Annotated in this window: 24 protein-coding genes; 12 read left to right on the forward strand and 12 right to left on the reverse strand. The window is 67.2% G+C overall.

The window, feature by feature from the left end; all coding sequences use genetic code 11:
* The first annotated feature begins 22 nt into the window (after nucleotides 1–22).
* From ppc to nbrcactino_RS09860, 3 genes are all read left to right on the forward strand, one after another.
* The gene (gene ppc / locus nbrcactino_RS09850; protein ID WP_161927185.1) at nucleotides 23–2,881 is read left to right on the forward strand and encodes a phosphoenolpyruvate carboxylase; all 2,859 of its coding nucleotides are present in this window, start codon (nucleotides 23–25) and stop codon (nucleotides 2,879–2,881) included.
* Between the two features lie 236 nt (nucleotides 2,882–3,117).
* Nucleotides 3,118–5,364 carry a SulP family inorganic anion transporter gene (locus nbrcactino_RS09855; protein ID WP_186343333.1) on the forward strand — a complete coding sequence of 749 codons (2,247 nt, stop codon included), beginning with the start codon at nucleotides 3,118–3,120 and terminating at the stop codon, nucleotides 5,362–5,364.
* 39 nt (nucleotides 5,365–5,403) lie between these two features.
* Nucleotides 5,404–6,219 (forward strand): SDR family oxidoreductase, encoded by an 816-nt coding sequence (locus nbrcactino_RS09860; protein ID WP_161927187.1) that lies wholly within the window; start codon nucleotides 5,404–5,406, stop codon nucleotides 6,217–6,219.
* A gap of 9 nt (nucleotides 6,220–6,228) precedes the next feature.
* Here the strand turns inward: nbrcactino_RS09860 and nbrcactino_RS09865 are convergent, their stop codons facing one another.
* Nucleotides 6,229–7,521 (reverse strand): flotillin family protein, encoded by a 1,293-nt coding sequence (locus tag nbrcactino_RS09865; protein ID WP_161927188.1) that lies wholly within the window; start codon nucleotides 7,519–7,521, stop codon nucleotides 6,229–6,231.
* Between the two features lie 32 nt (nucleotides 7,522–7,553).
* Entirely contained in the window at nucleotides 7,554–8,075 is a 522-nt protein-coding gene (locus tag nbrcactino_RS09870; protein ID WP_161927189.1) for a hypothetical protein, read from the reverse strand.
* A 138-nt stretch (nucleotides 8,076–8,213) separates the two neighbouring features.
* Here nbrcactino_RS09870 and nbrcactino_RS09875 point away from each other — a divergent pair, with 138 nt between their 5' ends.
* Nucleotides 8,214–9,077 (forward strand): universal stress protein, encoded by an 864-nt coding sequence (locus nbrcactino_RS09875; protein WP_161927190.1) that lies wholly within the window; start codon nucleotides 8,214–8,216, stop codon nucleotides 9,075–9,077.
* On the opposite strand, the gene nbrcactino_RS09880 is transcribed toward nbrcactino_RS09875, so the two are convergent.
* Together nbrcactino_RS09880 and nbrcactino_RS09885 are read right to left on the reverse strand one after the other, a co-directional pair.
* A complete protein-coding gene (locus tag nbrcactino_RS09880; RefSeq protein WP_161927191.1) occupies nucleotides 9,074–11,458 on the reverse strand; it encodes an ATP-binding cassette domain-containing protein in 2,385 nt (794 codons plus the stop codon). The two genes, nbrcactino_RS09875 and nbrcactino_RS09880, sit on opposite strands and share 4 nt — an antisense overlap.
* A gap of 9 nt (nucleotides 11,459–11,467) precedes the next feature.
* Nucleotides 11,468–12,205: a TetR/AcrR family transcriptional regulator gene (locus nbrcactino_RS09885; RefSeq protein WP_161927192.1), complete on the reverse strand. Its 738-nt coding sequence runs from the start codon at nucleotides 12,203–12,205 to the stop codon at nucleotides 11,468–11,470.
* Nucleotides 12,206–12,286: 81 nt separating this feature from the next.
* Here nbrcactino_RS09885 and nbrcactino_RS09890 point away from each other — a divergent pair, with 81 nt between their 5' ends.
* Both nbrcactino_RS09890 and nbrcactino_RS09895 read left to right on the forward strand, forming a co-directional pair.
* Entirely contained in the window at nucleotides 12,287–12,670 is a 384-nt protein-coding gene (locus nbrcactino_RS09890; RefSeq protein WP_161927193.1) for a VOC family protein, read from the forward strand.
* Between the two features lie 54 nt (nucleotides 12,671–12,724).
* The gene (locus tag nbrcactino_RS09895; RefSeq protein WP_161927194.1) at nucleotides 12,725–13,156 is read left to right on the forward strand and encodes a PPOX class F420-dependent oxidoreductase; all 432 of its coding nucleotides are present in this window, start codon (nucleotides 12,725–12,727) and stop codon (nucleotides 13,154–13,156) included.
* On the opposite strand, the gene nbrcactino_RS09900 is transcribed toward nbrcactino_RS09895, so the two are convergent.
* Genes nbrcactino_RS09900 through nbrcactino_RS18180 form a run of 3 tightly spaced genes read right to left on the reverse strand, consistent with a single transcriptional unit; the run spans nucleotide 13,153 to nucleotide 14,461 of the window.
* On the reverse strand, nucleotides 13,153–13,437 hold the full coding sequence (locus nbrcactino_RS09900) for a GlsB/YeaQ/YmgE family stress response membrane protein (protein ID WP_161927700.1): 285 nt from the start codon (nucleotides 13,435–13,437) through the stop codon (nucleotides 13,153–13,155). The two genes, nbrcactino_RS09895 and nbrcactino_RS09900, sit on opposite strands and share 4 nt — an antisense overlap.
* Nucleotides 13,438–13,454: 17 nt before the next feature.
* The gene (locus nbrcactino_RS18175; protein ID WP_228460760.1) at nucleotides 13,455–13,994 is read right to left on the reverse strand and encodes an MFS transporter; all 540 of its coding nucleotides are present in this window, start codon (nucleotides 13,992–13,994) and stop codon (nucleotides 13,455–13,457) included.
* Complete coding sequence (locus tag nbrcactino_RS18180; protein ID WP_228460761.1) at nucleotides 13,946–14,461, reverse strand: MFS transporter; 516 nt, start codon at nucleotides 14,459–14,461, stop codon at nucleotides 13,946–13,948. The genes nbrcactino_RS18175 and nbrcactino_RS18180 overlap by 49 nt, the downstream gene beginning before the upstream one ends.
* 34 nt (nucleotides 14,462–14,495) lie before the next feature.
* Here nbrcactino_RS18180 and nbrcactino_RS18185 point away from each other — a divergent pair, with 34 nt between their 5' ends.
* Together nbrcactino_RS18185 and nbrcactino_RS09910 are read left to right on the forward strand one after the other, a co-directional pair.
* Nucleotides 14,496–14,864 (forward strand): hypothetical protein, encoded by a 369-nt coding sequence (locus nbrcactino_RS18185; protein ID WP_228460762.1) that lies wholly within the window; start codon nucleotides 14,496–14,498, stop codon nucleotides 14,862–14,864.
* Nucleotides 14,865–14,976: 112 nt separating this feature from the next.
* The gene (locus tag nbrcactino_RS09910) at nucleotides 14,977–15,981 is read left to right on the forward strand and encodes an IS481 family transposase (protein ID WP_161927195.1); all 1,005 of its coding nucleotides are present in this window, start codon (nucleotides 14,977–14,979) and stop codon (nucleotides 15,979–15,981) included.
* Here the strand turns inward: nbrcactino_RS09910 and nbrcactino_RS09915 are convergent.
* Nucleotides 15,978–16,442 carry a MarR family winged helix-turn-helix transcriptional regulator gene (locus nbrcactino_RS09915; RefSeq protein WP_161927196.1) on the reverse strand — a complete coding sequence of 155 codons (465 nt, stop codon included), beginning with the start codon at nucleotides 16,440–16,442 and terminating at the stop codon, nucleotides 15,978–15,980. The genes nbrcactino_RS09910 and nbrcactino_RS09915 overlap by 4 nt on opposite strands.
* A 335-nt stretch (nucleotides 16,443–16,777) precedes the next feature.
* Between nbrcactino_RS09915 and nbrcactino_RS09920 the strand changes: the two genes are divergently transcribed.
* From nbrcactino_RS09920 to nbrcactino_RS09930, 3 genes are all read left to right on the forward strand, one after another.
* Nucleotides 16,778–18,121 carry an alpha/beta hydrolase gene (locus tag nbrcactino_RS09920; protein WP_228460763.1) on the forward strand — a complete coding sequence of 448 codons (1,344 nt, stop codon included), beginning with the start codon at nucleotides 16,778–16,780 and terminating at the stop codon, nucleotides 18,119–18,121.
* A gap of 80 nt (nucleotides 18,122–18,201) precedes the next feature.
* Nucleotides 18,202–18,411, forward strand: coding sequence for an antitoxin MazE-like protein (locus nbrcactino_RS09925; RefSeq protein ID WP_161927197.1), 210 nt, complete (start codon nucleotides 18,202–18,204; stop codon nucleotides 18,409–18,411).
* Nucleotides 18,408–18,740: a type II toxin-antitoxin system PemK/MazF family toxin gene (locus tag nbrcactino_RS09930; RefSeq protein WP_161927198.1), complete on the forward strand. Its 333-nt coding sequence runs from the start codon at nucleotides 18,408–18,410 to the stop codon at nucleotides 18,738–18,740. Before nbrcactino_RS09925 ends, nbrcactino_RS09930 begins: the two co-directional genes overlap by 4 nt.
* A 506-nt stretch (nucleotides 18,741–19,246) precedes the next feature.
* Here nbrcactino_RS09930 and nbrcactino_RS09935 read toward each other — a convergent pair.
* The 4 genes from nbrcactino_RS09935 to nbrcactino_RS09950 form a co-directional block, all read right to left on the reverse strand.
* Entirely contained in the window at nucleotides 19,247–19,642 is a 396-nt protein-coding gene (locus tag nbrcactino_RS09935) for a (R)-mandelonitrile lyase (RefSeq protein WP_161927199.1), read from the reverse strand.
* Between the two features lie 59 nt (nucleotides 19,643–19,701).
* Nucleotides 19,702–19,932, reverse strand: coding sequence for a hypothetical protein (locus tag nbrcactino_RS09940; protein ID WP_161927200.1), 231 nt, complete (start codon nucleotides 19,930–19,932; stop codon nucleotides 19,702–19,704).
* Nucleotides 19,933–20,373: 441 nt separating this feature from the next.
* Nucleotides 20,374–21,966 carry a flavin-containing monooxygenase gene (locus nbrcactino_RS09945; RefSeq protein WP_161927201.1) on the reverse strand — a complete coding sequence of 531 codons (1,593 nt, stop codon included), beginning with the start codon at nucleotides 21,964–21,966 and terminating at the stop codon, nucleotides 20,374–20,376.
* A gap of 82 nt (nucleotides 21,967–22,048) precedes the next feature.
* Nucleotides 22,049–22,702 carry a TetR/AcrR family transcriptional regulator gene (locus nbrcactino_RS09950; RefSeq protein WP_161927202.1) on the reverse strand — a complete coding sequence of 218 codons (654 nt, stop codon included), beginning with the start codon at nucleotides 22,700–22,702 and terminating at the stop codon, nucleotides 22,049–22,051.
* On the opposite strand from nbrcactino_RS09950, the gene nbrcactino_RS09955 reads away from it, so the two are divergent.
* A complete protein-coding gene (locus nbrcactino_RS09955) occupies nucleotides 22,694–23,362 on the forward strand; it encodes a hypothetical protein (protein WP_161927203.1) in 669 nt (222 codons plus the stop codon). The two genes, nbrcactino_RS09950 and nbrcactino_RS09955, sit on opposite strands and share 9 nt — an antisense overlap.
* The last annotated feature ends 5 nt before the right edge of the window (nucleotides 23,363–23,367 follow it).

A 23,367-nucleotide genomic window follows, 5' to 3' on the forward strand; every position in this document is an offset into this window, starting at 1 on the left:
CGGCGTCGGGAATACTCGACCTATGGGTGATGATGTCGAGTCTGTTTCCCCGGTCCCGGTTTCTTCGGCCGCCTGGCGGCCGTCCCGCGCGATCGTCAGCCACCTGGAGGTGGACACCACCGATCGGGCGCTGACCGAACCCTTGCGCGAGGACATCCGCCTGCTCGGCGGCATGCTGGGGGACGTGGTCCGGGAACATTCCGGGACTGCCACGTTCAACCTCGTCGAGGGCTCCCGGCAGGCCTCGTTCGACATCCGCGAGGACGACCTCGATCGCGACGACCTCGCGCAGCGGTTCGTCGAGCCGCCGGCCACCGACCTCCTCCCCGTCGCGCGGGCCTTCTCGCTGTTCGCCCTGCTGGCCAATCTGGCCGAAGACCTGCACCGTGAACGCCGACGGTCGATCCATCTGCGGGCCGGCGACCGGCCGCAGAACAGCAGCCTGGCGGCCACCTACGCGAAACTCGCGGCCGCGGACCTCTCCGACGAGACCGTCGGGGCACGACTGGCCGGGGCGCTGGTGGTCCCGGTCATCACCGCCCACCCGACGGAGACCCGGCGTCGGACGATCTTCGAGGCCCAGAACCGCATCACCGAGGTCATGCGCATGCTGCGCCGGACCGAGCTGACCCCCGCGGAGGAGTCCGCGGCGCTCACCGCGATCCACCGCCAGATCCTCACCATGTGGCAGACCGCCCTCATCCGGCTCGACCGGTTGACGATCCTCGACGAGATCGCGGCCGGTTTGCGCTACTACGACGCGACCTTCTTCGACGTCGTCCCGCGGATCAACACCGAGACCCGGGCGGCGTTGTGCCGGGCCTACCCCGATGCCGGGCTCGGCAATCTCCCGCTGGTTCGGATGGGCTCGTGGATCGGGGGCGACCGCGACGGAAACCCCTTCGTCACCGGCGAGGTGGTGGCCACGGCGACCTCGTCGGCGGCCCGCCTCGCCTTTACCCACCACCTCGAGCAGTTGGCGGCGTTGTCGCAGGAACTGAGCATGTCGGCCCGGCTCGTCGAGGTACCGCCGGGGCTGGCCGAGTTGGCGGAGCAGACCACCGGCGCCTCCGCCGACGAGCCGTTCCGGCGGGCGTTGACCAGTATTCGCGCCCGCGTGTCCGCCACGGCGCTCGCCAGTCTCGGGCCGTCGGCGTCGATCCTGCCGCACCTGGTCGACCCCGGTGTCGGGGTCGAGCCGTACGCCGACAAGACCGAGCTGCGGGCAGATCTCGACGTCCTCGACGCCGCGCTGCGGGCCAACGCCGACGACACCATCGCCGACGACCGCCTGTTGCGGGTGCGCGAGGGCGTGCTGGCCTTCGGGTTCAACCTGTCGGGGCTCGACATGAGGCAGAACTCCGAGGTCCACGAGACGGTGGTGGCCGAACTGCTGGCCTGGGCCGGCGTGCACGAGGACTATCGGGCGCTGCCCGAAGATGAGCGGGTCGCCGTGCTCACCGCGGAACTGGCGTCGCGCCGACCGCTGACCGGGCCGGACGCCGCGTTGAGCGAACTCGCCGCCAAGGAGCTGGCGATCGTGCGGGCGGCCGCCACGGCGGTCGCCCGGTTCGGGCCGGAGGCGGTGCCGAACTACGTGATCAGCATGTGTACCTCGGTCAGCGACATGCTCGAGGCGATGATCCTGCTCAAGGAGGCCGGGCTCTACGATGCGGGGGAGGGCGGCCAGGCGCGGTGCGCGCTGCGCGTCGTGCCGCTGTTCGAGACGATCGAAGACCTCCAGCAGGGTGCGGCGACGATCCTCGCCGCCCTCGACGTCCCGCTCTACCGGCAGGTGGTCGCCGGGCAGGACGGCACCCAAGAGGTCATGCTCGGCTACTCCGACTCCAACAAAGACGGCGGCTACCTCGCCGCCAACTGGGCGCTGTACCGGGCCGAGCTGGACCTGGTGGCCGCGGCGGAGCAGGCCGGGATCCGGCTGCGGCTCTTCCACGGCCGGGGCGGCACCGTCGGCCGCGGCGGCGGGCCCAGCTACGAGGCCATCCTGGCGCAGCCGCCCGGGGCGGTCCAGGGATCCCTGCGGATCACCGAGCAGGGCGAGATCATCGCCGCGAAGTACGCCGAGCCCGTCTCGGCGCACCGCAACCTGGAGACCATCCTGGCCGCGACGATCGAATCCTCCCTCCTCGACGTGGAGGGTCTGGGCGACGAATCCGAGCGGGCCTACGCGATCCTCGACGACATCGCCGAACGGGGCCGGCGCGCATACGGCGAACTCGTGCACGAGACACCGGGATTCGTCGAGTACTTCACCACGTCCACGCCGCTGTCGGAGATCGGGGAGCTCAACATCGGCAGCCGGCCAGCCTCGCGCAAGCAGACCACGGCCATCTCCGACCTACGGGCGATTCCGTGGGTCCTGTCGTGGAGCCAGTCTCGGGTCATGCTGCCCGGGTGGTACGGCGCCGGAACGGCATTCGCCGAGTGGATCGGCGACGGCGCGGACGCGCAGGAACGGTTGGCGGTGCTGCGCGACTACAACGAGCACTGGCCCTTCTTCGCCAGCGTGATGTCGAACATGGCCCAGGTCCTCGCCAAGTCGGACATGGGGGTGGCCCACCGCTATTCGCAGCTGGTGCCCGACGAGGAGCTGCGCGAGCGGGTGTTCGGCCGGATCGTCGCCGAACACGACCTGACGCTGCGGATGCACGCCGCGATCACCGGCAACGACGACCTCCTCGCGGACAACCCGGCGCTGAAGCGGTCGGTCTACAACCGCTACCCGTATCTGGAGCCGCTGAACCTGCTTCAGGTGGAGTTCCTTCGCCGCTACCGGGCCGGTGATGACAGCCGGGAGGTCCGACGCGGCATCCTGCTCACGATGAACGGACTCGCGACGGCGCTGCGCAACAGCGGCTAACGATAGGATGCGGTCCGCAACAGTGGGGGTGTCACTGTGCTGACAATCACCGGTGACCGCCGCCACGCCCAAAGCTATTACTAAGTCTTTACTATTATCCTCGGTCGGAGAGTCGCCGGCCCACCGTCGTGCCGAGCACTCAGTCATCCGTGGGGGATCTCCGTGCTCGTGTCCGAGAGCGGCCTCGCGTCATGCCATGCCCGCGCACCAGCGCGGCGGCGATACAGGGGGAAACGATGGAACCGACTCATGATCTGACCACCCGGCTACGGTCGATACTGCGCTACGACGTCCCAGCGTCGATCGTCGTGTTCCTGGTGGCGTTGCCGCTGTCCCTCGGAATCGCGATCGCCTCGGGGGCTCCCGTCGCGGCGGGTCTGATCGCCGGGGTGATCGGCGGGATCGTGGCCGGCGCCCTTGGCGGATCGGTCGTCCAAGTCAGTGGCCCGGCGGCCGGCCTGACCGTCGTCGTCGCCGAATCGATCAGCCGGTTCGGTTTTGCCGCAACGTGTTTCATCGTCGCGGCGGCCGGACTCCTCCAGATCGCCTTCGGCCTCAGCCGCGTCGCCCGCTCGGCTTTGGCGGTGGCCCCGGTGGTTGTTCACGCGATGCTCGCCGGAATCGGCATCACGATCGCCCTGCAACAGGCGCATGTGCTGCTCGGCGGCACGTCGCACAGCGGTGCCTGGGAGAACCTCACCGCGCTGCCCGGCCAGGTGATGTCCCTGCACGGCGCCTCGGCCGTCCTCGGTCTCCTCGTCATCGCGGTCATGTTCGGGTGGAAGTACATGCCCGCCAAAGTCCGCGCCGTCCCGGCCGCACTCGCGGCGATCCTGCTGGCGACGATCGTGTCGCTGGTCGCGCCGGTGGACGTCGCCCGGGTGCAGATCGACGGATCCCTCTTCGATTCGCTCGGCCTGCCGGAAATCCCCTCGGGGAGTTGGGGTGCCATCGCCCTGACCATCGTCACGATCGCGCTGATCGCCAGTGTCGAGAGCCTGCTGTCAGCGGTGGCCGTGGACAAGCTCCACACCGGCCCGCGGGCCGACTTCGACCGGGAGATGATCGGACAGGGGGCGGCGAACACTGTTTCCGGCCTGATCGGCGGTCTGCCAATCACCGGTGTCATCGTCCGCAGCTCGACCAACGTGGCCGCGGGCGCCCGGACCCGGGCCTCGGCGGTCCTCCACGGCGTGTGGCTGCTGGTGTTCTCGGTGTTCCTCGTGTCGGTGGTCGAGCAGATTCCGCTCGCTGCCCTGGCCGGCCTGCTCATCGTCATCGGCACCCAGCTGGTCAAGCTGTCGCACGTCCGCCTGGCGCACCTGACCGGCGACCTCGTCGTCTACGCGGCGACGCTCCTCGGCGTCGTATTCCTGAACCTGCTGGAGGGGGTGCTGATCGGCCTGGCCATCGCCGCGGTGCAGCTGATCATCCGGGTGGTCCGGATTGCCGTCCACGTCGACGAGATCGCCGGTACCGGCCGCTGGTTGGTGCGGATCGACGGTTCGGCCACCTTCCTGTCCCTGCCCCGTCTCACCGCGAGTCTGGCGACCGTACCGGCCGGTGTGCCGGTGACGGTCGAGATGACGGTCGACTTCCTCGACCACGCGGCCCACGAGGCGATCGAAGACTGGATGATCGCCCACCGGGCGACCGGCGGGTCGGTCGACCTCGTCGAGATCGGGGAGGCCCGGATGAGCCGGGCCGCGGTGGAACGCCCGTCTCGCAGCATGGGGCGCGCCGTCCTCGACGACGTCCTGGGACCGTGGCAGGCGGCGCAGAACCGCGCCGCATTCGGATCTGATGCGCCGTCGGCCTCACTCGTCGCCGGCGTCGCGAACTACAACCGGGGCCATTCCCACCTGCTGCGGCCGCATTTGGAGGAAATGAAGTCCGGCCAGGATCCGGAGGCGTTCTTCCTGACCTGTGCCGACTCCCGGATCGTGCCCAACGTGATCACGTGCAGCGGACCGGGCGACCTGTTCACCGTCCGCAACGTCGGGAATCTGGTGCCCGGCAGCGACGACGCCTCGGTCGACGCCGCACTGGCTTTCGCGGTCGACGTGTTGGGCGTCCGCGCGGTCGTGGTGTGCGGGCACTCGTCGTGCGGCGCGATGGCGGGTCTCCTCTCCGGCGTCTCGGCCGGGTCGGGCATCGACCGCTGGCTCGAACACGGGAAGTCCAGTGTCGAGCGGTTCCGCGCCGGCGACCCGGTGGCACGGGCCGCCGACGATGCCGGCTTCGCCGAGGTGGATCAACTGAGCATGGTCAACGTCGCCGTCCAGGTGGAGAAGCTGCGAGCGCACCCGGCCGTGCAGCGCGCGGTAGCCGAGCGCGGGCTGGTGGTGTCGGGGATGTTCTTCGACCTCGCCACCGCGCGGGTCGTCGAGGTGACCCCGCACGGGTTGTCCCACATCGATGCGCAGGCCGACGTCCTCGACCAGCTGCGGCCCTCGGGAGAGGTTGCCCAGCTGCCTGGCTAAGCTCGGTGCCAACACTGTGAGGCGAGTCGAGGAGTGCACGTGGCATCGAACAACGACAAGACCGCATTGGTCACCGGGGCGTCGTCGGGCATCGGGCTCGAGGTCGCGCGCCAACTGGCCGCCCGCGGATACCGCGTCATTGGGACCAGCCGCAACCCGGACACGGTGCCGGACGACAAGCGCATCCCGGGTGTGGAATACGTCGCCCTGGACCTGGCGGACCGCCAGTCGATCAAGGCATGCGCCGCAGCGGTCGGCGACGTCGACATCGTGGTGCACAACGCGGGGGAGAGCCAGTCCGGGCCGGTCGAGGAACTGCCCGACGAGGCGGTGGACCGGTTGTTCCAGACCAACGTCTTCGGGGCGGTCCAGCTGACACAGCCGCTGCTCCCGCACATGCGGGCACAGGGCTACGGCCGGGTCATCACCGTCGGCTCGATGCTAGCCAGCTTCCCGCTCGCACACCGTGGTTCATACACGGCGGCCAAGGCGGCACTAAAGGGCTTCGCGTTGGCGGCGCGACAGGAGTTGTCGCCGTTCGGGGTCTGGGTCAGCCACGTGGAGCCGGGCTCGATCGCCACCGGCATCGGCGAGCGCCGCACCCACTACATCGCCGACGACTCGCCCTACCGCGACGACTACGACACGATGATCCGCCACCTCGACGCCAACGAGCAGGCCGGCATCTCACCGGCCAAGGTGGCCGCGACCATCGTGTCGGCGATCGAGGCCGATCGGCCGCGCGAGTTCTACGCGGTGGGTTCCAACGCCCCACTCGTCTTCACCCTGAAACGACTTGTCCCGCGCCGCCTGGTCACCACGATGGTGGCCCGGCGGCACGGGCTCAAGCGTTAGGGCTGTGGCTCAGGCGTTCTGGTCGCCCGATACGTCGTCGCGCGCAGCGCTGTTGTTTCCGGAGCCGATGACCTTGTCGCCGAGGTCGTTCAGCAGGCCGGCGATGTCGACACCGGTGGTGCCGCGAATCACCTCGAGGCCGCTGGCCAGGCCGGCACCGGCACCGCGGGTCAGCGGGTCGACAGAATCGCCGACGAGGGTGATGTTCGCCTCGCCGAGCGGCTCGGAGGCGGCCCGGACGATCTCGGGCAGCTTGCTCAGCACCAGCTCGAGCTGACCGACCTGGTCGAGCTTGCCCAGGGCCTCGGCGCGCATCTCGAGGGCCTGTGCCTCGGCCTCACCGGTGATGCGGATACCGGCCGCGCGGGCCTCGGCCTCCGCGGTGATCTCGGCCTTCTTGGCCTCGGCCCGCTGCTGGGCGGCGTAAAGCTCCGCCTCGGCCGGCCGCCGGACCTCGGCGTCGAGCTCGGTGTCGCGCAGCTTCGCCTGCTGGGCGGCAACCTCGTTGTCCTTCTCCACCTGGACCCGGCGCCGCTCGGCCTCGACGAGCGGACGCACCGCGTCGGCCTCCGCCGAGGCGCGATCGGTGGCCTGGCGGGCGGTCTCGCGCTGGATGTCGAGCTCGCGCTGCTGCTCGATGATGGCCTGCTCGTTCTCGATCCGGCTCTGCTCGGCGACGCGGTGGGCAACGGCGCGCGACTGGGCCGCGATGGCGGCCTGATCCGATCGCTCTTTGGCCGCGAGGTCGCTGAAGTACTGGCCGTCGGAGTCCTGCACGTCGTTGATCGAGAAGCTGTCGAGGACCAGGCCCTGGTTCGACAGGATCTCCTTGATCGACTGGGCGACCTGGTCGACGAGCTGTTGGCGGTCCACGAGGATGCTCTTGGCGGTCATGGTGCCGACGATCGAGCGGAGTTCACCGGAAAGCTGTTCGGTGACCAGCGCGTTGATCCGCATGAGGTCGTCACCGAAACGCGGACCGGCCTTGAGGATGTCCTCGGGGGTGTCGCCGACCTTGACCACGGCCACGCCGCGGACCTTCAGCTCGATGCCGTCGTTGGCGGGCGTCGAGGTGTCCAGGTCGGCTTTGACCGACGACAGTTGGACGCGGGTGGCCTTCTGGACCACGGGGAGCACGAATGTCCCGGTTCCCCGGTAGACCTTGCCCTGGTGGCCCTTGCCGGTACCGGTGACGATGAACGCCTCTTCGGCGCCGGGCACGCGGTAGCGGGACAGCAGCAGCAGGATGAACAGGATGAGAAGTACGGCAGCAGCCCCGATGGCGGGGATCAGTGTCGTCATTGGCGGAACCTTTCCTTGGAAATCTCAGATGCTCAGGAGAGCTCGTCGTAGGGGAGTCGTTGGACGTGGTAGACGTTGCGGTCGTCGAGTTTGGACGTGATCCGCACGATGTCGCCGAGGGCGTAATCCTCGTCGGCGGTGAGGGACACCTGCCGGGCGCCGGTCTCGGTCTTCACCTCGCCGATGCCCAGGTGCGTCGGCCCGACCGGCTCGACGATCCGAACGCGTTCGCCGACGAGGTCGACGCTGGGCAATTCGGTACCGGATTTGACCAGGTAGGACACCAGCACGCCCGCCACCGCGGCCAGCACCAGCCCGGTCAGCGCTCCGGCCGCCAACGCCGGCAAAGTCGGGGTGTCCGCGAGGGTCATGAGTCCGCCGGCGATCAATCCGAAGCCGGTGACGAACGGGGTCAGCAGCGAGAGCAGGCCCACCCCGGAATCACCGAGGTCGAAGTCGATGTCGATGGCCGCATCGAGGTCCAAACCGACCAGCGAGAGGACGGTCAAGGCGAGACCGATAAGTCCGATTGTCAGCAAGATCGCGCCCAGCATCCGATACCCCTCTCACGCTGCCGTCGGTGTTGTCCTCCAACTTATCCGAACCACCCCCTCCGACGTCGGGTGGACGAGGGACCGGGCACGTAAGGTTGGGGCCAAGACGATGGCGGACGAACCCGAGGGGTTGATGGCGTGACGACGGTGAATGCACCGATTGTGGTGGCGGTGGACGGGTCGGATCCCGCATTGCAGGCGGTTCGGTGGGCGGCAGCGGCCGCCGCACGGGAGAACCGCCCGCTGCGAGTGGTCAGCGTGGTGGAGCCGGCGGTTCCGCAGGCCGGTTACGGCATCGTGACGGCGCAGGCCTACGTCGATGCCTCGCGTGCCTTCGCCGAGGGAGCCGTGGACCTGGCGCGTGACGTGAGCGCCGAAGCGGCGCCCACCGCGACGGTGACCGGCGATGTCCTCGACGGCCGCCCGGCGCTCGTCCTGCGCGAGGTGTCCGAGCATGCACACGTCGTCGTGCTCGGGCGCCGGGGCCTTGGCGGCGCCGAAGGCCTGGCGTTGGGATCGGTGACCGCCGACCTCGCCGCCCACGGTCAGTCCCCGGTCGTCGTCGTCCCCGAGGACACACCCACCGCCGGGCCCGTCGTCGTGGGCGTCGACGGCTCGCCGGTGTCGACCGGGGCGATCCGGACCGCCTTCGAGCAGGCCGACTTCCTGGGAGTCCCGCTGATCGCGGTGCACGCCTTCGGGGAACGCGGTCTGGCCCTGGAAAATCTCAGCGAGGAGCAGCGCCGCCGGATCAGCGACGAGGCGGTCGAGGCGCTCGGATCCCAACTCGCCGGCGGCTTGGAAGACCACCCGGACGTGTCGGTCGAGACGGTGGTGGCCGCCGCGGGTCCCGCTCAGCAGATTCTCGACGCGGCGCGCGAGGCGCAGCTGGTCGTGGTGGGCAGTCGGGGCCGCGGCGGGTTCCGCGGACTGCTGCTCGGGTCGACCAGCCAGGCGGTCCTCCACACGGCGCCGTGTGCGGTCATGATCGTGCGCGACTAACCGGCACCGACATAGGCCGCCAGGTGCTGCGCCGTCAGGGTGTCGGCCTGGGCGGTCATGTCTGCCGGTGAGCCCTCGAAGACGATCCGCCCGCCGTCGTGGCCGGCGCCCGGGCCGAGGTCGATGATCCAATCCGCATGCGCCATCACGGCCTGGTGGTGCTCGATGACGATGACCGACATCCCGGCGTCCACCAGCCGGTCCAACAGACGCAGCAGGTTCTCCACGTCCGCCAGGTGCAGCCCGGTGGTCGGCTCGTCGAGGATGTAGACGGCCGCCTTTTCGCCCATCTGGGCGGCGAGCTTGAGGCGCTGCCGTTCACCGCCGGACAGTGTGGTCAGCGGCTGGCCGATGCGCAGGTAGCCCAGCCCGACGTCGGAGAGCCGGGCGAGGACCTTGTGCGCGGCGGGGGTCGCCGCGTCGGCCGCGCCGTCGACCCCGCCGCCGAAGAAGTCCAGCGCCTGGTCCACCGACATCGCCAGCACCTCGCTGATGTCGCGGCCGCCGAGTCGGTAGTCGAGGACCTCGGGCCTGAACCGCCGTCCCTCGCACTCCTCGCAGCGGGTGACCACACCGGCCATGGTGGCGAGGTCGGTGTAAATGACGCCGTTGCCCTTGCAGGTCGGGCACGCCCCCTCGGAGTTCGCGCTGAACAACGCGGGCTTGACCCCGTTGGCCTTCGCGAAGGCCTTGCGGATCGGTTCGAGGAGACCGGTGTAGGTCGCCGGGTTGCTGCGCCGAGAACCCCGGATCGCGGTCTGGTCGATCGTGACCACCTGCTCGCGCGGCGCGACCGAGCCGTGGATCAGCGAACTCTTCCCCGAGCCGGCCACCCCCGTGATCACCGTCAACACCCCCAGGGGGATGTCGACGTCGACGTCGTCGAGGTTGTTGGTGGCCGCGCCGCGCACGGCCAACACACCCGTCGGGGTGCGCACCGACGGTTTCAGTGCGGCCCGGTCGCCCAGGTGGCGACCGGTGAGGGTGTCGCTGCCGCGCAACCCGTTGACGGTTCCCTCGAAACAGATCGTCCCGCCGTTGGTGCCGGCGCCCGGACCGAGGTCCACGACGTGGTCGGCGATGGCGATGGTCTCCGGCTTGTGCTCGACGACGAGCACGGTGTTCCCCTTGTCCCGCAGGCGCAGCAGCAGATCGTTCATCCGGGTGATGTCGTGCGGGTGCAGACCCACGGTCGGCTCGTCGAACACGTAGGTGATGTCGGTCAACGACGACCCGAGATGGCGAATCATCTTGGTGCGCTGGGCTTCTCCGCCCGAGAGCGTTCCGGTGGGGCGTTCCAGGGACAGGTAGCCCAGGCCGATTTCCACGAAGGAGTCGAGGGTGGCGACGAGGCTCGCCAGCAGCGGGGCCACCGTCGGGCGGTCCAGGCCGCGCACCCAGGCGGCGAGGTCGCTGATCTGCATCCGTCCCGCGTCGGCGATGCTCGTGCCGTCGATGGTGGCGGTCCGAGCATGCTCGGCCAACCGGGTGCCGTCGCATTCCGGGCACACCGAGGCCGTGACGGCGCGTTCGATGAAAGCGCGGATATGGGGTTGGACCGAGTCGATGTCCTTGGACAGCATCGACTTCTGGATCCGGGGGATGATGCCCTCGTAGGTGATGTTGATGCCGTCGACCTTGATCTTGGTCGCCGATTTGTAGAGCAGGGCGTCGAGTTGTTTGGCGGTGAAGTCCTTGATCGGCTTGTCCGGGTCGAAAAACCCGGACCCGCCGTACACCCGGCCGTACCAGCCCTCGGGGGTGATCCCCGGAACCTTGATGGCACCGTCGTTGAAGGATTTCGTCTCGTCGTAGATTTCGGCCAGATCGACGTCGGAAACCGTGCCCATGCCCTCGCACCGCGGACACATTCCGCCCAGGCTTTCGAAGGTCGCCTTCTTCGCCTTCTTGTCGCCGACCTTGATGGCCCCGGCGCCGCTGACCGTCGGCACGTTGAACGAGAAGGCGGTCGACGGGCCGACATGGGGCTCGCTGCACCGGCTGAACAGGATGCGCAGCATCGCGTAGGCGTCGGTGATCGTCCCGACCGTCGACCGGGGATTGCCGCCGATGCGTTCCTGGTCGACGATGATCGCCGTCGTCAGCCCGTCGAGGACGTCGACGTCGGGCCGGTTCAGGGTCGGCATGAAGCCCTGCACGAACGCGCTGTAGGTCTCGTTGACCAGGCGCTGCGACTCGGCGGCGATGGTGCCGAAGACCAGCGAACTCTTCCCCGATCCGGATACGCCGGTGAACACCGTGAGCCGGCGTTTGGGGAGTTCGACGCTGACGTCGCGCAGATTGTTGACCCGCGCCCCGACGACGCGGATCAGGTCGTGGGAGTCGGCGGGGTGGGCGCGCGCGGGTGTCGTGGCTGGCATGGTCACAACCTAATCCTTGTCTCGGACACCGGGTCCGGTGGTAAGCCGCGCGGCGATCCCGTCGAGGATCACCTGGAGGCCGAATTCGTAGGCGTGGCGCGCGTTTCGGGCCGCGCCCTGGGCTTCGCCGGCGGCGGCACCGATCCGGGACGCGAGGGGGAAGCGGGCCTCGATGCCGAGCACCGCCAGTTTGGCGCCCTCGCGTTCCCACCACGGCTGCGGCGACTCCTGTTCGCGTTCGACGCGGGCGCGCGCCATCGACCGCGCGCTGGCCTTCACGAAGTCGAGGACGACGGTCAGTGCCGCATCCTTGTCCGGGTCGGGGAGGGGCAGGCCGTCGAGGGCGTCGAGTTCGTGTTCGTACTTGGCCAGTGTCCCGGGTCCGAGGATCGCCCGTTCGGACTCGATGTCGGCGAGCCATCCGTGACCGGTGATCAGTTCGAGGTTCTCCTCGGCGATGGTGGCGAGGCGGTTGCGCCAGTCGCCGGTGCCCGCCGCCCGGGTCATCCCGGCGTACACGTCGTCGACCATGAGCTCGACGAGTTGGTCGCGGTTCTGCACGTAGGAGTAGAGCGACATCACCGGGATGCCCAGTTCACCGGCGACGTCGCGGATGGAGAAGGCTGAACCGACCCGGTCGGCAAGGTCGATGGCGGCGTCGACGACCTGGTCGACGGTGTACCTGGGCGGCCGGCCCCGTCGAGCGGGGGCGACCTCGTGTCGCCACAGCAAGTCGATGGTGTCCATCGGGTCATCCTCGGGTCGCGGTTGATTTACGTACTGCGTACGGTCTACTGTAACAGTACACAGTACGTGAAAGGGGCTCCCATGTCGATCACCGCGATGGCCATCTCCCTCAACGTCGCCAACCCGGCCGCGTCCGCCGCATTTCTCACCGAACACTTGGGCTTCCGCACCGAGATGGAGGCCGACGGGTTTGTGTCCTTGGCGAGCCCCCTCGAGGGTGGTCCGAACGTCATCTTCCTGCGCACCGGCCTGCAGACGTTCCGGCCGGCATACCGGGCAGGAAGTGCCGGTGAGGGATTGTTGTTGGCATTCGTCGTGGACGACCTCGACGGCGACTTCGCACGGATGCGTGGCGCGGGTGCACCGGTGGTCACCGAGCCGGAGACAGAACCCTGGGGGGAGCGATACTGTCAGTTCGCCGACCCCAACGGCATCATCGTCCAACTGGTGCAATGGGTCGCCTGATTGATGATCGAGCCGGGGCGGAATGCCGGTGGATCCCATGCTGTTGCCCATGACATGACCGACTCCGGATTCGACCCGCGCACCCTCATCGCCGAGAGCAAGATCGGCATCCTTGCCACCATCAAATCCGACGGATTGCCACAGCTCTCCCCGGTGACCGCGGTCTACGACCGGGAATCCGACGCGGTCCTCGTCTCGATGACCCAGGGGCGCGCGAAGACAGCGAATCTGCGCCGCGACCCGCGTGCCGCCATCGAGTTCACCAGTCCCGACGGCTACACCTGGGCGACCGCGGAGGGGTCGGTCACGTTAACCGGACCGGGCGCCGACCCCGATGGTCCCGAGGTCGACGCCCTGGTCGAGTACTACCGGTTGGGCGCCGGGGAACACCCCGACTGGGCCGAGTACCGGCGGGTCATGGTCGAGGACCGCCGCGTCCTCATGACGCTGCGCGTCGAGCATGCATACGGCGCGAAACTGCGCTAATCCTTGCCGGTCACCAGCCCGATCAGCCACAACAGGATCACTGATCCGAGGATCGCGGTGAAGAAGGTGAACCACCAGCCACCCGAGGCGGTGTCGAAGAAGAAGCTCAGCAGGAAGCCGCCGAGCAAGGCGCCGACGACGCCGATGACGATGTTCATGAGGATTCCGGAGCCGCCGCCCTTGACGATCTTGCCGGCGATCCAGCCGGCCAGGGCGCCGATGATGATGTAGCCGACCAGGCTCACACTGGTCGTCGTCGTGGAACGCTCTACTGCCAGCATGGTCGTTTCTGCGATGGTCACGACGTTCTCCCTTCGGCGTCACTCCCGAAGCTCGGGGGCTCTTGCCACCGTCGCACACTGCGACGTCGGGCGGGGTGGGAACGCCTAGACGGCGAGAAAACCCTTGTCGTCGGGCCAGTGACGGTGCTGGCGGTCGATGACCAACACGTGGCGGTGGGTGTAGCCGTGTTCGGTCCGCGTGGCGCCGCGGACGTGGGCCGGTCCGCGGCGCCCAACGGGTGGCAGTGCTCGACCTGGTCGGTCTCGCGTGCCGGCCATGCGCGCAACGCGGTCGCCGTGCCCAGCACGGCCAAGGCGACGAGGAGTGTCCAGGCCGCCGGATAGCCGCGCCACGTCGCCAGCAACCCGGCGATCGGGTAGCTGAGGAGCCAGCAGGCGTGCGACAACGAGAACTGGGCGGCGAACAGGGCCGGGCGGTCAGCGGGAGCGCTCGAGCGTCGGATGACGTTGCCGGCCGGGGTGAGCACGGCGCCGCTGCCCATCCCGATCACCGCCCAGATCGCGCAGAGCACCGGCCACGACGGGGTGGTGCCCACCGGACGGCGATCAGGGCCACGACCCCGGCCGCCGTCATCGTCGCGGCCCCGGTGATCATCACGCGTCGCTCGCCATAGCGCCGCAGGAGCCGGGGAATGGCCATCGCGACGACGAGGATGCCGGCGCCGTTCGCGGTCAGCAGCCACGCGACATCGGCGGCCGGTCGCCGCAGGTGCTCCTGGACCAGGTTGACGGTGTTGACCATGACGATCGCGCCTATTGCCGACACCGCGAGATTCAAGCCCATCAACCCCCGCAATCGGGGGGTGGCTGAGAAGATCCGGGCACCGGTGAACAGGCGCTCGCCCACCCCATAGTCGTTGCCGCGCAACGCATTCGGAATCCGGCTGGTCACGACGAGCACACCCGAGGCCACGAAGCCCGCGGCCGTCGCACCGAACAGCCAGTGGAAGTCGACGACGGTGATCAGTACCGCGGCGAGCAACGGGCTGAGAAGGGTCTCCATGGTGGCCGCCAACTGAGACAAGGACAGTGCCCGGGTGTACTGGGGCCTCGTCGGGCACCACTTCGGGCAGCGTCGCCTGGAAGGTCGGGGTGAAGGCCGCCGATGCTGCTTGCATCAGCGCGACGATCTTGATCGCCAGCGCGGTGCCGAGAACGGCGGCGGCCGACGAGCCGGCGAGTTGGAAGGCGAGCAGCCCCAGTGCGACGGTGGCCAGGCCGTTGCCGGCGAGCGCGACCAACTGCGCGCCGAACAGGTGGCGATAGTCGCGCACGCGCAGGATCGAGTCGGTCATGGAGCGCCCTTTGGGGTTCGCCGGATCGGTCTGCCTGATTTGCCCATTCTCAAGGGTCGCAACGGTTCACGGCAAGGGGTGGGGCTACGAGGCGTACCGGTCGAGATCTGAGCCGGCAGTCCTAGGTGTACTTCCCCGACACGTTGTGAACATCTGAGGTGAGGCGAAGACCTCCGGGCAGGATGTGGGTTACCACAACCACCATCTAGCCACGGAGGTCTTCGTGACTCACGCTAACGCACCTTTGACGCCCGAGGGGCGTCGACGTCTTGCTTCACTCGTGGTGGACCAGGGCTGGTCACTGCGGCGCGCTGCCGAACGGTTCCAGTGTTCACCGGCCACAGCCAAGCGGTGGGCCGACCGCTACCGCGCCGGCCAGGTGCTGACCGACCGCAGTTCCCGGCCCACACGTTCACCGGCCCGGCTGCCCCGCCGCACCGAGCGCCGGATCATCAACCTGCGCTGCACCCGCCGGTGGGGCCCGCATCGGATCGCCTATCACCTGGGTATCCCGCGTTCGACGGTCGGCCGGGTCCTCGACCGCTATCAGATGCCGCTGCTGGCCAATATCGACCAGGCCACCGGACTGCCGGTACGCAGACCGAAACCGAAACGGTACGAGGTCGGCCGGCCCGGCCAGCTCGTGCACGTCGACATCAAGAAACAAGGCCGAATCCCCGACGGCGGCGGCTGGCGTGTGCATGGTCGCGGATCAGCCGCCGACCGTACCGCCGGTGTGGCCCGCGACCGGGCAGCACGCTCGGGAGCACCGGGCTCGCGTGGTTACCGCTACCTGCACCACGCCGTCGATGACCACTCCCGGGTGGCGTACTCGGAGATCCTTGATGACGAACGCAAGGAGACCGCGGCCGGCTTCTGGCGGCGGGCGAACGCGTTCTTCGCCGAGCACGGTGTGAGGGTGACCGCAGTGATGACCGACAACGGCTCCTGCTACCGCTCAACGATGTTCGCCGAAGCACTGGCCGACGCCGGGATCAAACACAAGAAGACCAAGCCCTACCGGCCACAGACGAACGGGAAGGTCGAACGCTTCAACCGGACCCTGGCCGCCGAATGGGCCTACGCGAAACCCTATGCCAGCGAAGCCGAACGAGAAGCCGCCTACACCGCATGGCTCCACCACTACAATCACCACCGACCCCACACCGGGATCGGCGGCCAAGTCCCCTCAGACCGCGTACACAACCTCACGGGGAAGTACACCTAGGCCAGGTCGGCTTGCAGCGCCGCGGCGTTGACCTTCGTCAACACCGTGTGGAGTTCGACGAGATCGTCGAGATCGACGTTGAGCGCCGCAACGACCTGGCCAGGGACGTCGAGCGCCTGCTCGCGCAATGCGCGGCCCGAGGCGGTGAGCAGGATGTCGACACTGCGCTCGTCGTCGTCGCGCCGGCGGCGCTCGATGAATCGGTTGGCCTCAAGTCGCTTCAACAGCGGGGACAGGGTCGCCGAGTCGAGTTGGAGCAGCGAACCGATCGCCTTGACCGAGAGGTGTTCGTGTTCCCAGAGGGCGAGCATCACCAGGTATTGCGGGTGGGTCAGCCCGAGCGGGTCGAGCACCCGGCGGTAGATCTTGAGAACCGAGCGGTTGGCCACGGCCAAGGCGAAACACACCTGGCGCTCCAGCAGTAGGGGATTGTCGTCGATCGGTGTTGTCGCGCGGCCCATGGCCTGAATATACCGCTATCGAATAGCGGCCTACCGAAATGAGCCCGCGCGACGATGGCACGCGCCGCGTGTGCGGAATCGGCCATGATGGGGCCATGACGGGTTAGGGGTGTGGGGGAGACCTGCGAGACGTGGCGCGGCGGTCCTGGCGGTGGCGGTGGCGGCAAGTGCGGTCGGGGCGTGCTCGACGTCGTCTGGCGGAGGCGCCCGTGAGGCGTTGGACGCGTTCTACGGTCAGTAGTTGACCTTCGGTTCCTGTGCCGGGTTCGGCTCCACCTCGACGGATGAGGCAATCGTTGTGGGGGACAAGCGGTTTCAGTGCGCCCGCTTGAAGGGTGCCGCTCGACTATGACTCGCCGCAGGGACGGACCGCCGAGATCGCGGTCCTGAAGGTTCCGGCCCGTGGACAGCGGATCGGGTCCCTCGTCGTCAATCCCGGTGGGCCGGGCGGTCCCGGAGTGCCGATGGCAGCGGGGGCTGCGACGACATGGGCGCGCAGCGCGCTCACCGAACGGTTCGACGTGATCGGGTTCGACCCGCGCGGCGTCGGCGCGTCGACTCCCGCAATCCGCTGCTTCTCCGACGCGGAGGTGGATCGTGGCGAGGCCGCCATGTCTGCCACCGTCGGGCTGGGCAAGGTCACCGAGGCTGGCAGTCGCGCTCTGGTCGACAGGTGTGCCGAACACACCGGGGGAATGGACGCGTTGCAGGCGATGAGCACGCGAAGCACGGTCCGCGACCTGGATGTCCTCCGCGAAGCGATCGGCGATTCCAAGCTGAACTTCCTCGGTCAGAGCTATGGCACGCGTCTGGGCGCCGTCTATGCGGAGATGTTCCCGAAGAAGGTTCGGGCCCTGGTTCTCGACGGTGCCGTCGATCCCAACTTGGATACCTCGAGCCGGCGCGTGATCCAGTGGCGCGGCTTTCAGCGTGCGTTCGACCAGTTGGCCGCGTTCTGTTCGCGCCAGTCGGATTGTCCCCTGGGTTCTGTTCCGGCGCAGGCCACCGAGCGGTTCCTCGATCTGGTCCGACCGCTGATCGACGACCCGATCCCGGCCGGTGACCGAGGCTCCTTCGGGTTCAATGAGGCCTACAGAGCCGTGACATCGGGTCTCTATGTCTCGGCGGTCTGGCATGTCTCGGCGGTCTGGCCGGTCCTCATCAAGGGATTGGGGGAACTGCAACACGGGGAGTTCGCGACGCTGCAGAAGGTCGCCGACAGCTTCGCCGGCCGGACACCCGACGGCCGGTATGGAAACTTCAGCCAGGCGATCTTCGCCATCAACTGCATGGACGAGGATCGCCACACGCCACAGCAGGAGAGTGCGCTCAAACGCGAAATCCAGCAGGCCGCCCCGTTCACCGATGCAGGTCGAGGATCGGTCACCCGCGACCCGTGCGAGTTCTGGCCCGGCAAGCCGACACTGGGATATCCCTACGCGAACAACATCGTCGATCTGCCGCAATCACTGGTGATCTCGGTGACCGGCGATCCGTCGACCCCGTACGCCAGCGGCGTCGCGCTGGCCACAGCGCCTGGCGGGGCGGTACTGACCGTCGAGGGAGAACAACACACCGTCGCGTACGCAGGGACCAGCGACTGCGTCAACACCGCGGTCGCGGAGTACCTGGTGGATCTGCGGATACCGTCGCCGGACACGAGGTGCGTTCTGTCGTAGGCGTTTGGGGGGTAGGCACCCTCCAGCCTGCGCAATAGCGCACCCTGGCCACGCCGAAGCGTTACATGTAACATGTGGACATGGCGGTGAGGGACAGGGTTGGCGAGTACCGGCGCCGGATGCGTGAGCGAGGCTTGCGACCGTTGCAGGTCTGGGTTCCTGACGTACGAACGCCAGAGTTTGCCGCGCAAGCCCACCAGCAATCGATTCTCGTGGCAGAGGCCGACGCCGATGGGGATGAGCAGGATTTCGTCGAGGCTGTCGCCGCGCCTTGGGACGACGAGGCGTGATTCGCGGCGAAATCTGGACAGTCGCGGGTGGTGTGTATGCGTCCAAACCGCGGCCGGCCGTCATCGTGCAGGATGACCTGTTCGATTCGACCCTTTCGGTGGTCGTTGCGCCAATGACGAGCAAGCTCATCGATGCACCTCTGCTGCGTATTCGTATCCCGGGTGATCGCGATTCGATCTCGGGCCTCGAGTGGGACAGTGACGTGATGGTTGACAAGCTAACCGCGGTACGGCGGTCGAATGTTCAGACGCGTGTCGGCCGTCTGACATCCGAACAGCTCATTGAAGTCGAACGCTCGTTGATGGCGTTTCTGGGACTTGCGCGATGACGGTCATGCGCAGTGACATATACAGCGTAGGTTGGCGTGGTTGTGGGGCGCTTGCTTGAGGTCTGTGGCTGCTCGATGCGACGATCAACTGGAGACGCTGCATATTCGATCACTGCGTATTCACGACTGTCGAAGGCTTGCGTGCGACGGCAGTAGTGGGGAAGTCCTTGGTACAGAGTCGGGTACCACCGCTAGGCAACTGGTATCGCGAAATGCGGCTGGGACGTGACTTGTGTCTCGTGAGGCGGGGTGCGCTGGCTAGGTGCCGGCGCGCCACGGCCAGGGGGATGTCGAGCAGCGCCCCGATGTCGAGCTGCACCTCTACAGCGTCTCCGCTCGAAAGCTCTTCGAGCTGGCGCAAGAGGGCCTCGCCGGCATCGACCACTCCGCGGGCTTGTGCGCCCCGGACGGAGAACTATCTGCGTGCGGGGCCCGCTGCGCGCTTTCGATGAGCGTCTTGATGTGTCGGTGTTTCAGCGACCGCATGCCTCCAGTTCACGCCGAGATCAGTTCAGGTACTGCTCGTCTGTGACTGGCTCTTGCCAGTCGGCGTAGGCGCCGTCTATACCCTCGGCGACGGCGATGTGTGTCATGCCGGTGGCCGACGTCGCACCGTGCCAGTGCCGGATGTCCGAGGGGCAGGTGATGATGTCGCCCTCGTTGATCTCGACGCGCTCTTGGCCCTCGCACTGGGTCCAGCCGGTGCCCTCGGTGACGATGAGGATCTGGCCGAAGGGGTGGCTGTGCCAGTGGGTGCGGGCACCGGCGGAGAACTTGACGGTGCCGCCGACGATCCGGCCGGGCTCGTCGGTCATGTAGATGTCAGTGAAGGTGACATCGCCGGTGAAGTTGTCGGGCGAGCCGGGGAAACCGGGGAACTCGCCTTTGCGGGTGATACGCATGATTGCTGTCCTTTGCGATGTTGTTTTGTTGCGGGTGGGTTGTTGTGACGGGTGGGTCGTCAGGCGAGCGTGAATCCGGGATAACCGTTCGACGCGACCTCGCTGCAGCGGCTGATGTAGCCGGGGCCGATGTAGAAGCTGAACCCGCGCGGCTTGCCCGGGATGTTGGCCCCCACGTACCACGAGTCCGCGGTCTGGAAGAGAGTGCCGGCCGCCATCTCGTCGACATGCGACATCCACTTGTCCTGCGCGTTGGCGTCGGCCTCGATCCGCTGTACTCCGGCGCTCATCCGACAGGGGGGGGCGCTTGCTTGAGGTTTGTGGCTGCGCGATGCGACGGTTCACTTAACATAATGTATCTTATCGGCATAACGACGACGAGCGGAAACAGATCAGCAGACTCATCGACGATGAGAAGGCTCGGCCTCACCGTTCTCGGCCTGCGCGCAATTCGATTGGTTCCAGCTGGCCGCGTGGCGTCGTTGCGGTCTCCGAGCGGCCTGGCGTCTGCCACGCATGGCTTGTCCGCCTCAGGCTCCAGACGGCGGACCCGTGCTCGTCAGCTTCTAGACTCTAGGCGCCGGCCCCGACAGTCCTCAACGCTCAAGCCCCCCGCTGATGACCCCACCACGAACCGTCACAGTGACGTAATGATAGAAGGCGACAAACCGCCCGGCGCACGCAATGGCGCCGGGCGGTTGTGTCGACCAAGACGGGATTCTGGTCCCGACTCAGGCGCTGAACTCGAAGGAAGGGTACTTCGCGGCGGCTTCCTCGTTCAGCTTGCTGTCGTAAGTCTGCAGCCCGCCCAGGAAGAACGCGCTGTACTTCTTCTTCCCTTCGATGTTGTCGTTTTGGATCCACGACTTGACCTTGTCGAAGACGGTCAGCTTCGAGATCTCCTGAACGGTCTCGGACCAGCGGACCTGCGCCTCGGCATTGGCGTCGACCGGCTGTTGTCGCGCCTGAGCCTCCTCCACCAACTGGGCGATAAAACCGGTCTGCAGCTCGATCGTCGGCAGCATGTTTGCGAACGGACCTCCCGGTCCGGTCACCGTGAACAAGTTGGGGAATCCCGATACGCTGACGCCATAGAGGGCGTTCGACTCGTCTTTCCACACATCAAACAACTTGACCCCGCCCCGGCCGGTGACGTCGATATTGCGGTAAGCCCCGTCGACGCCGTCGAAACCGGTCGCATAGACAATGACGTCGACATCGAATGTCTGCCCGTCTTCCAGCTTCACGCCGGTCGGCGTGATCTCTGCGATCTCGTTCTCGCTGATATCAACAAGAGAGACGTGCGGCTCGTTGAAGGCTTCGTAGTAGCCGTCGGCGGACAGCGGCCGGCCTCCGTAAAGGCCGGTGGGCTGGAGCAGTTCGGCGGTCTTCGGGTCTTTGACAATCGATGCGATCTTGCCGCGCACGAAGTCTCCCGCGGTTTCATTCGCCTCCTCGTTGGTGGCAATGTCGGCGAATGTCTCGAAGAAGAACCGGAAGCCGCCGCCCTTGTTCCAGACTCGCTCATACACCTCCTGGCGTTCTGCTTCGGAGACCTCCAGGGCGGATTTGCTGCCCTCGACGAACCCCATGGCGAATCGTGAAGTGAAGACCGTGTCCCAGATGGCGTCATAGTTCGCCACGATCTCCTGCTTCTCCGCCTCGTCCACCTCCCGGTTGTTGATCGGGACGACATACTGTGCCCGACGCTGGAAGACCGTGACCTCCTTGGCGAGCGGGTGAATCGTGGCCGCAATCTGGCTGCCCGAGGGGCCGGTGCCGATGACAGCCACGCGCTTGTCGGTCAGATCGAGGTCTTTCGGCCACCGTGCCGAGTGGAAGGCTTCGCCCTCAAAAACATCCTTACCCGGCCAGTCGGGCACGTAAGGATTGGTGAGGATACCGAGCGCGGTGACCAGGTAAGTCGCGGCGAATTGCCGGCCCTTATCGGTGACGATGTTCCACCGCTTGGATTCCTCATCGTAGTGAGCCGAGACCACGGAGTTGTCAAAGATATAGTTGTCCAGGACACCGCTCTTCTCGGCCGTATCGTGGATTTGCTCCTGCAGTTGCTCTGCCTTGAGATATCGCGAGTTCCAGTTCGGGGCACTACGATCGTCAGAGAAGCGATAAACCCAAGTCTCGGTGTCGGTCTGGGCGCCGGGGTACTGATTCCAGTACCACGTCCCGCCCAAGGCCTTGCCTTTCTCGATGCCGACGACCTTGTCGAGGCCGAGTTTGTTCTTGAACAGGTCGACGGTTCGGATACCACCGAAACCGCCACCGACTACGACCGCATCGACCGTCTCGACGCTTGCTGTCATTATTTTCTCCTTTGGATAGTTCAGGTCAGGTACGCAAATGGCTCCCCTTATCGGCTAGTGTTCTGCAGCATCGAATCGCTGGCTAGTGCTCGAATCGCGCTGGTTTTGACTTAATAGTCGGCACCACCGGTTGGGCCGCAGCATCTGCCGCGGCGGCCGGCGACGAAGGCAGGTGCAGCGGGAAGAGCAACTGATCGAGCGTGTCGACGAGTCGGTCGTCGCGCACCGCCGTGCGCCCGTGCAGCAGGCGGTCGGCAATCAGCCCGTCGACGACGGCGGTGAGTACTCCGGCCATCGCGGTCACGTCCACCGGCGACTCGGTGTCCGACTCGGTGTCCGACTCCGACACGACACGTGCTTCGAGCACTGCTTGGGCCAAGCCGATGAACGCAGCGCGGTAATTGGCGAGCGCTGCGGCGACGTCGGGTGTCCGCACCCCCTCGAGTTGCAGTTCGATCCGTGCCAGCTGGCGCGGTGCCGCCGACGGGGCGGTCCAGTCATCGACGATGGCCGCAACGAGGCGCCCGGGCGTCTCCTTATCCGCCACGGTCGGAATGGCGGCGGTCAGGCCCTCGATGGACGCGAGATCGAGTTCCCCCAGTCGCTGGGTGGCGGCCGTGAGCAGGCTCGCCCGCGTGCGGAAGTAGGCGCTCGTCGACCCTTCCGGAAGCTTGAGGTGCCGATCGACGGCGCGGTGCGTCAGACCGCGGGATCCGAACTGTCCGCGTTGCGGCACGACCGTCTCCAAGCCCGCGAAGCACTCGAACGCGCGGGCACGCTGGCGTTCAAGCCGGTCTCATCGGCGAAATGGGTCGACGTCGAGTTCACCCGTTCCGGACTGATCCGGGTGAGAATCGAACACGACACCATCGCCGGGGTGACCCCGGAAATGATGCGCTGGTGGTTCGAGAACCTCGCCGGGACGACGACCTGGAACGGCGTCGACTTCACCGGCCCCGAGGTCAGCCACTACCACCTGTGGCACCACCGCGACCACATCGCGGTGACCCCTGCGCCGGTGGCGACTCCCGCCGCCAAGATCGGGACGGACACCACGTTCACCATCGATGAGCAGTTCAACGACTACCGCGAGCGCATCCACGCCACCGTCACCACCACCCGCCTCGACGAGGAAGAGTTCACCTTCGACATCCACAAGGCCGGCGTGCGTGTCGGGCGGATCGTGCATCTCTACGGCCCGACGACGGGCGGCCTCCGGTTTTACGCCGAGACCACCATCGGATTCGAGTCCGGGCCGTGGCGAGCGGTGAACGCGGTGCGGCCGCTGTTCTACTCCGCACGCACCGCCGATCACTGGATCCGCCACAACATCGAGGAAACCGGGCGTTCCGAGGACGTCATCCCCCACATGTACGCCCGCGCCATGGACAATTGAATCCC

It is taken from the genome of Gordonia crocea (assembly GCF_009932435.1).
GTDB classification, from domain to species: domain Bacteria; phylum Actinomycetota; class Actinomycetes; order Mycobacteriales; family Mycobacteriaceae; genus Gordonia; species Gordonia crocea.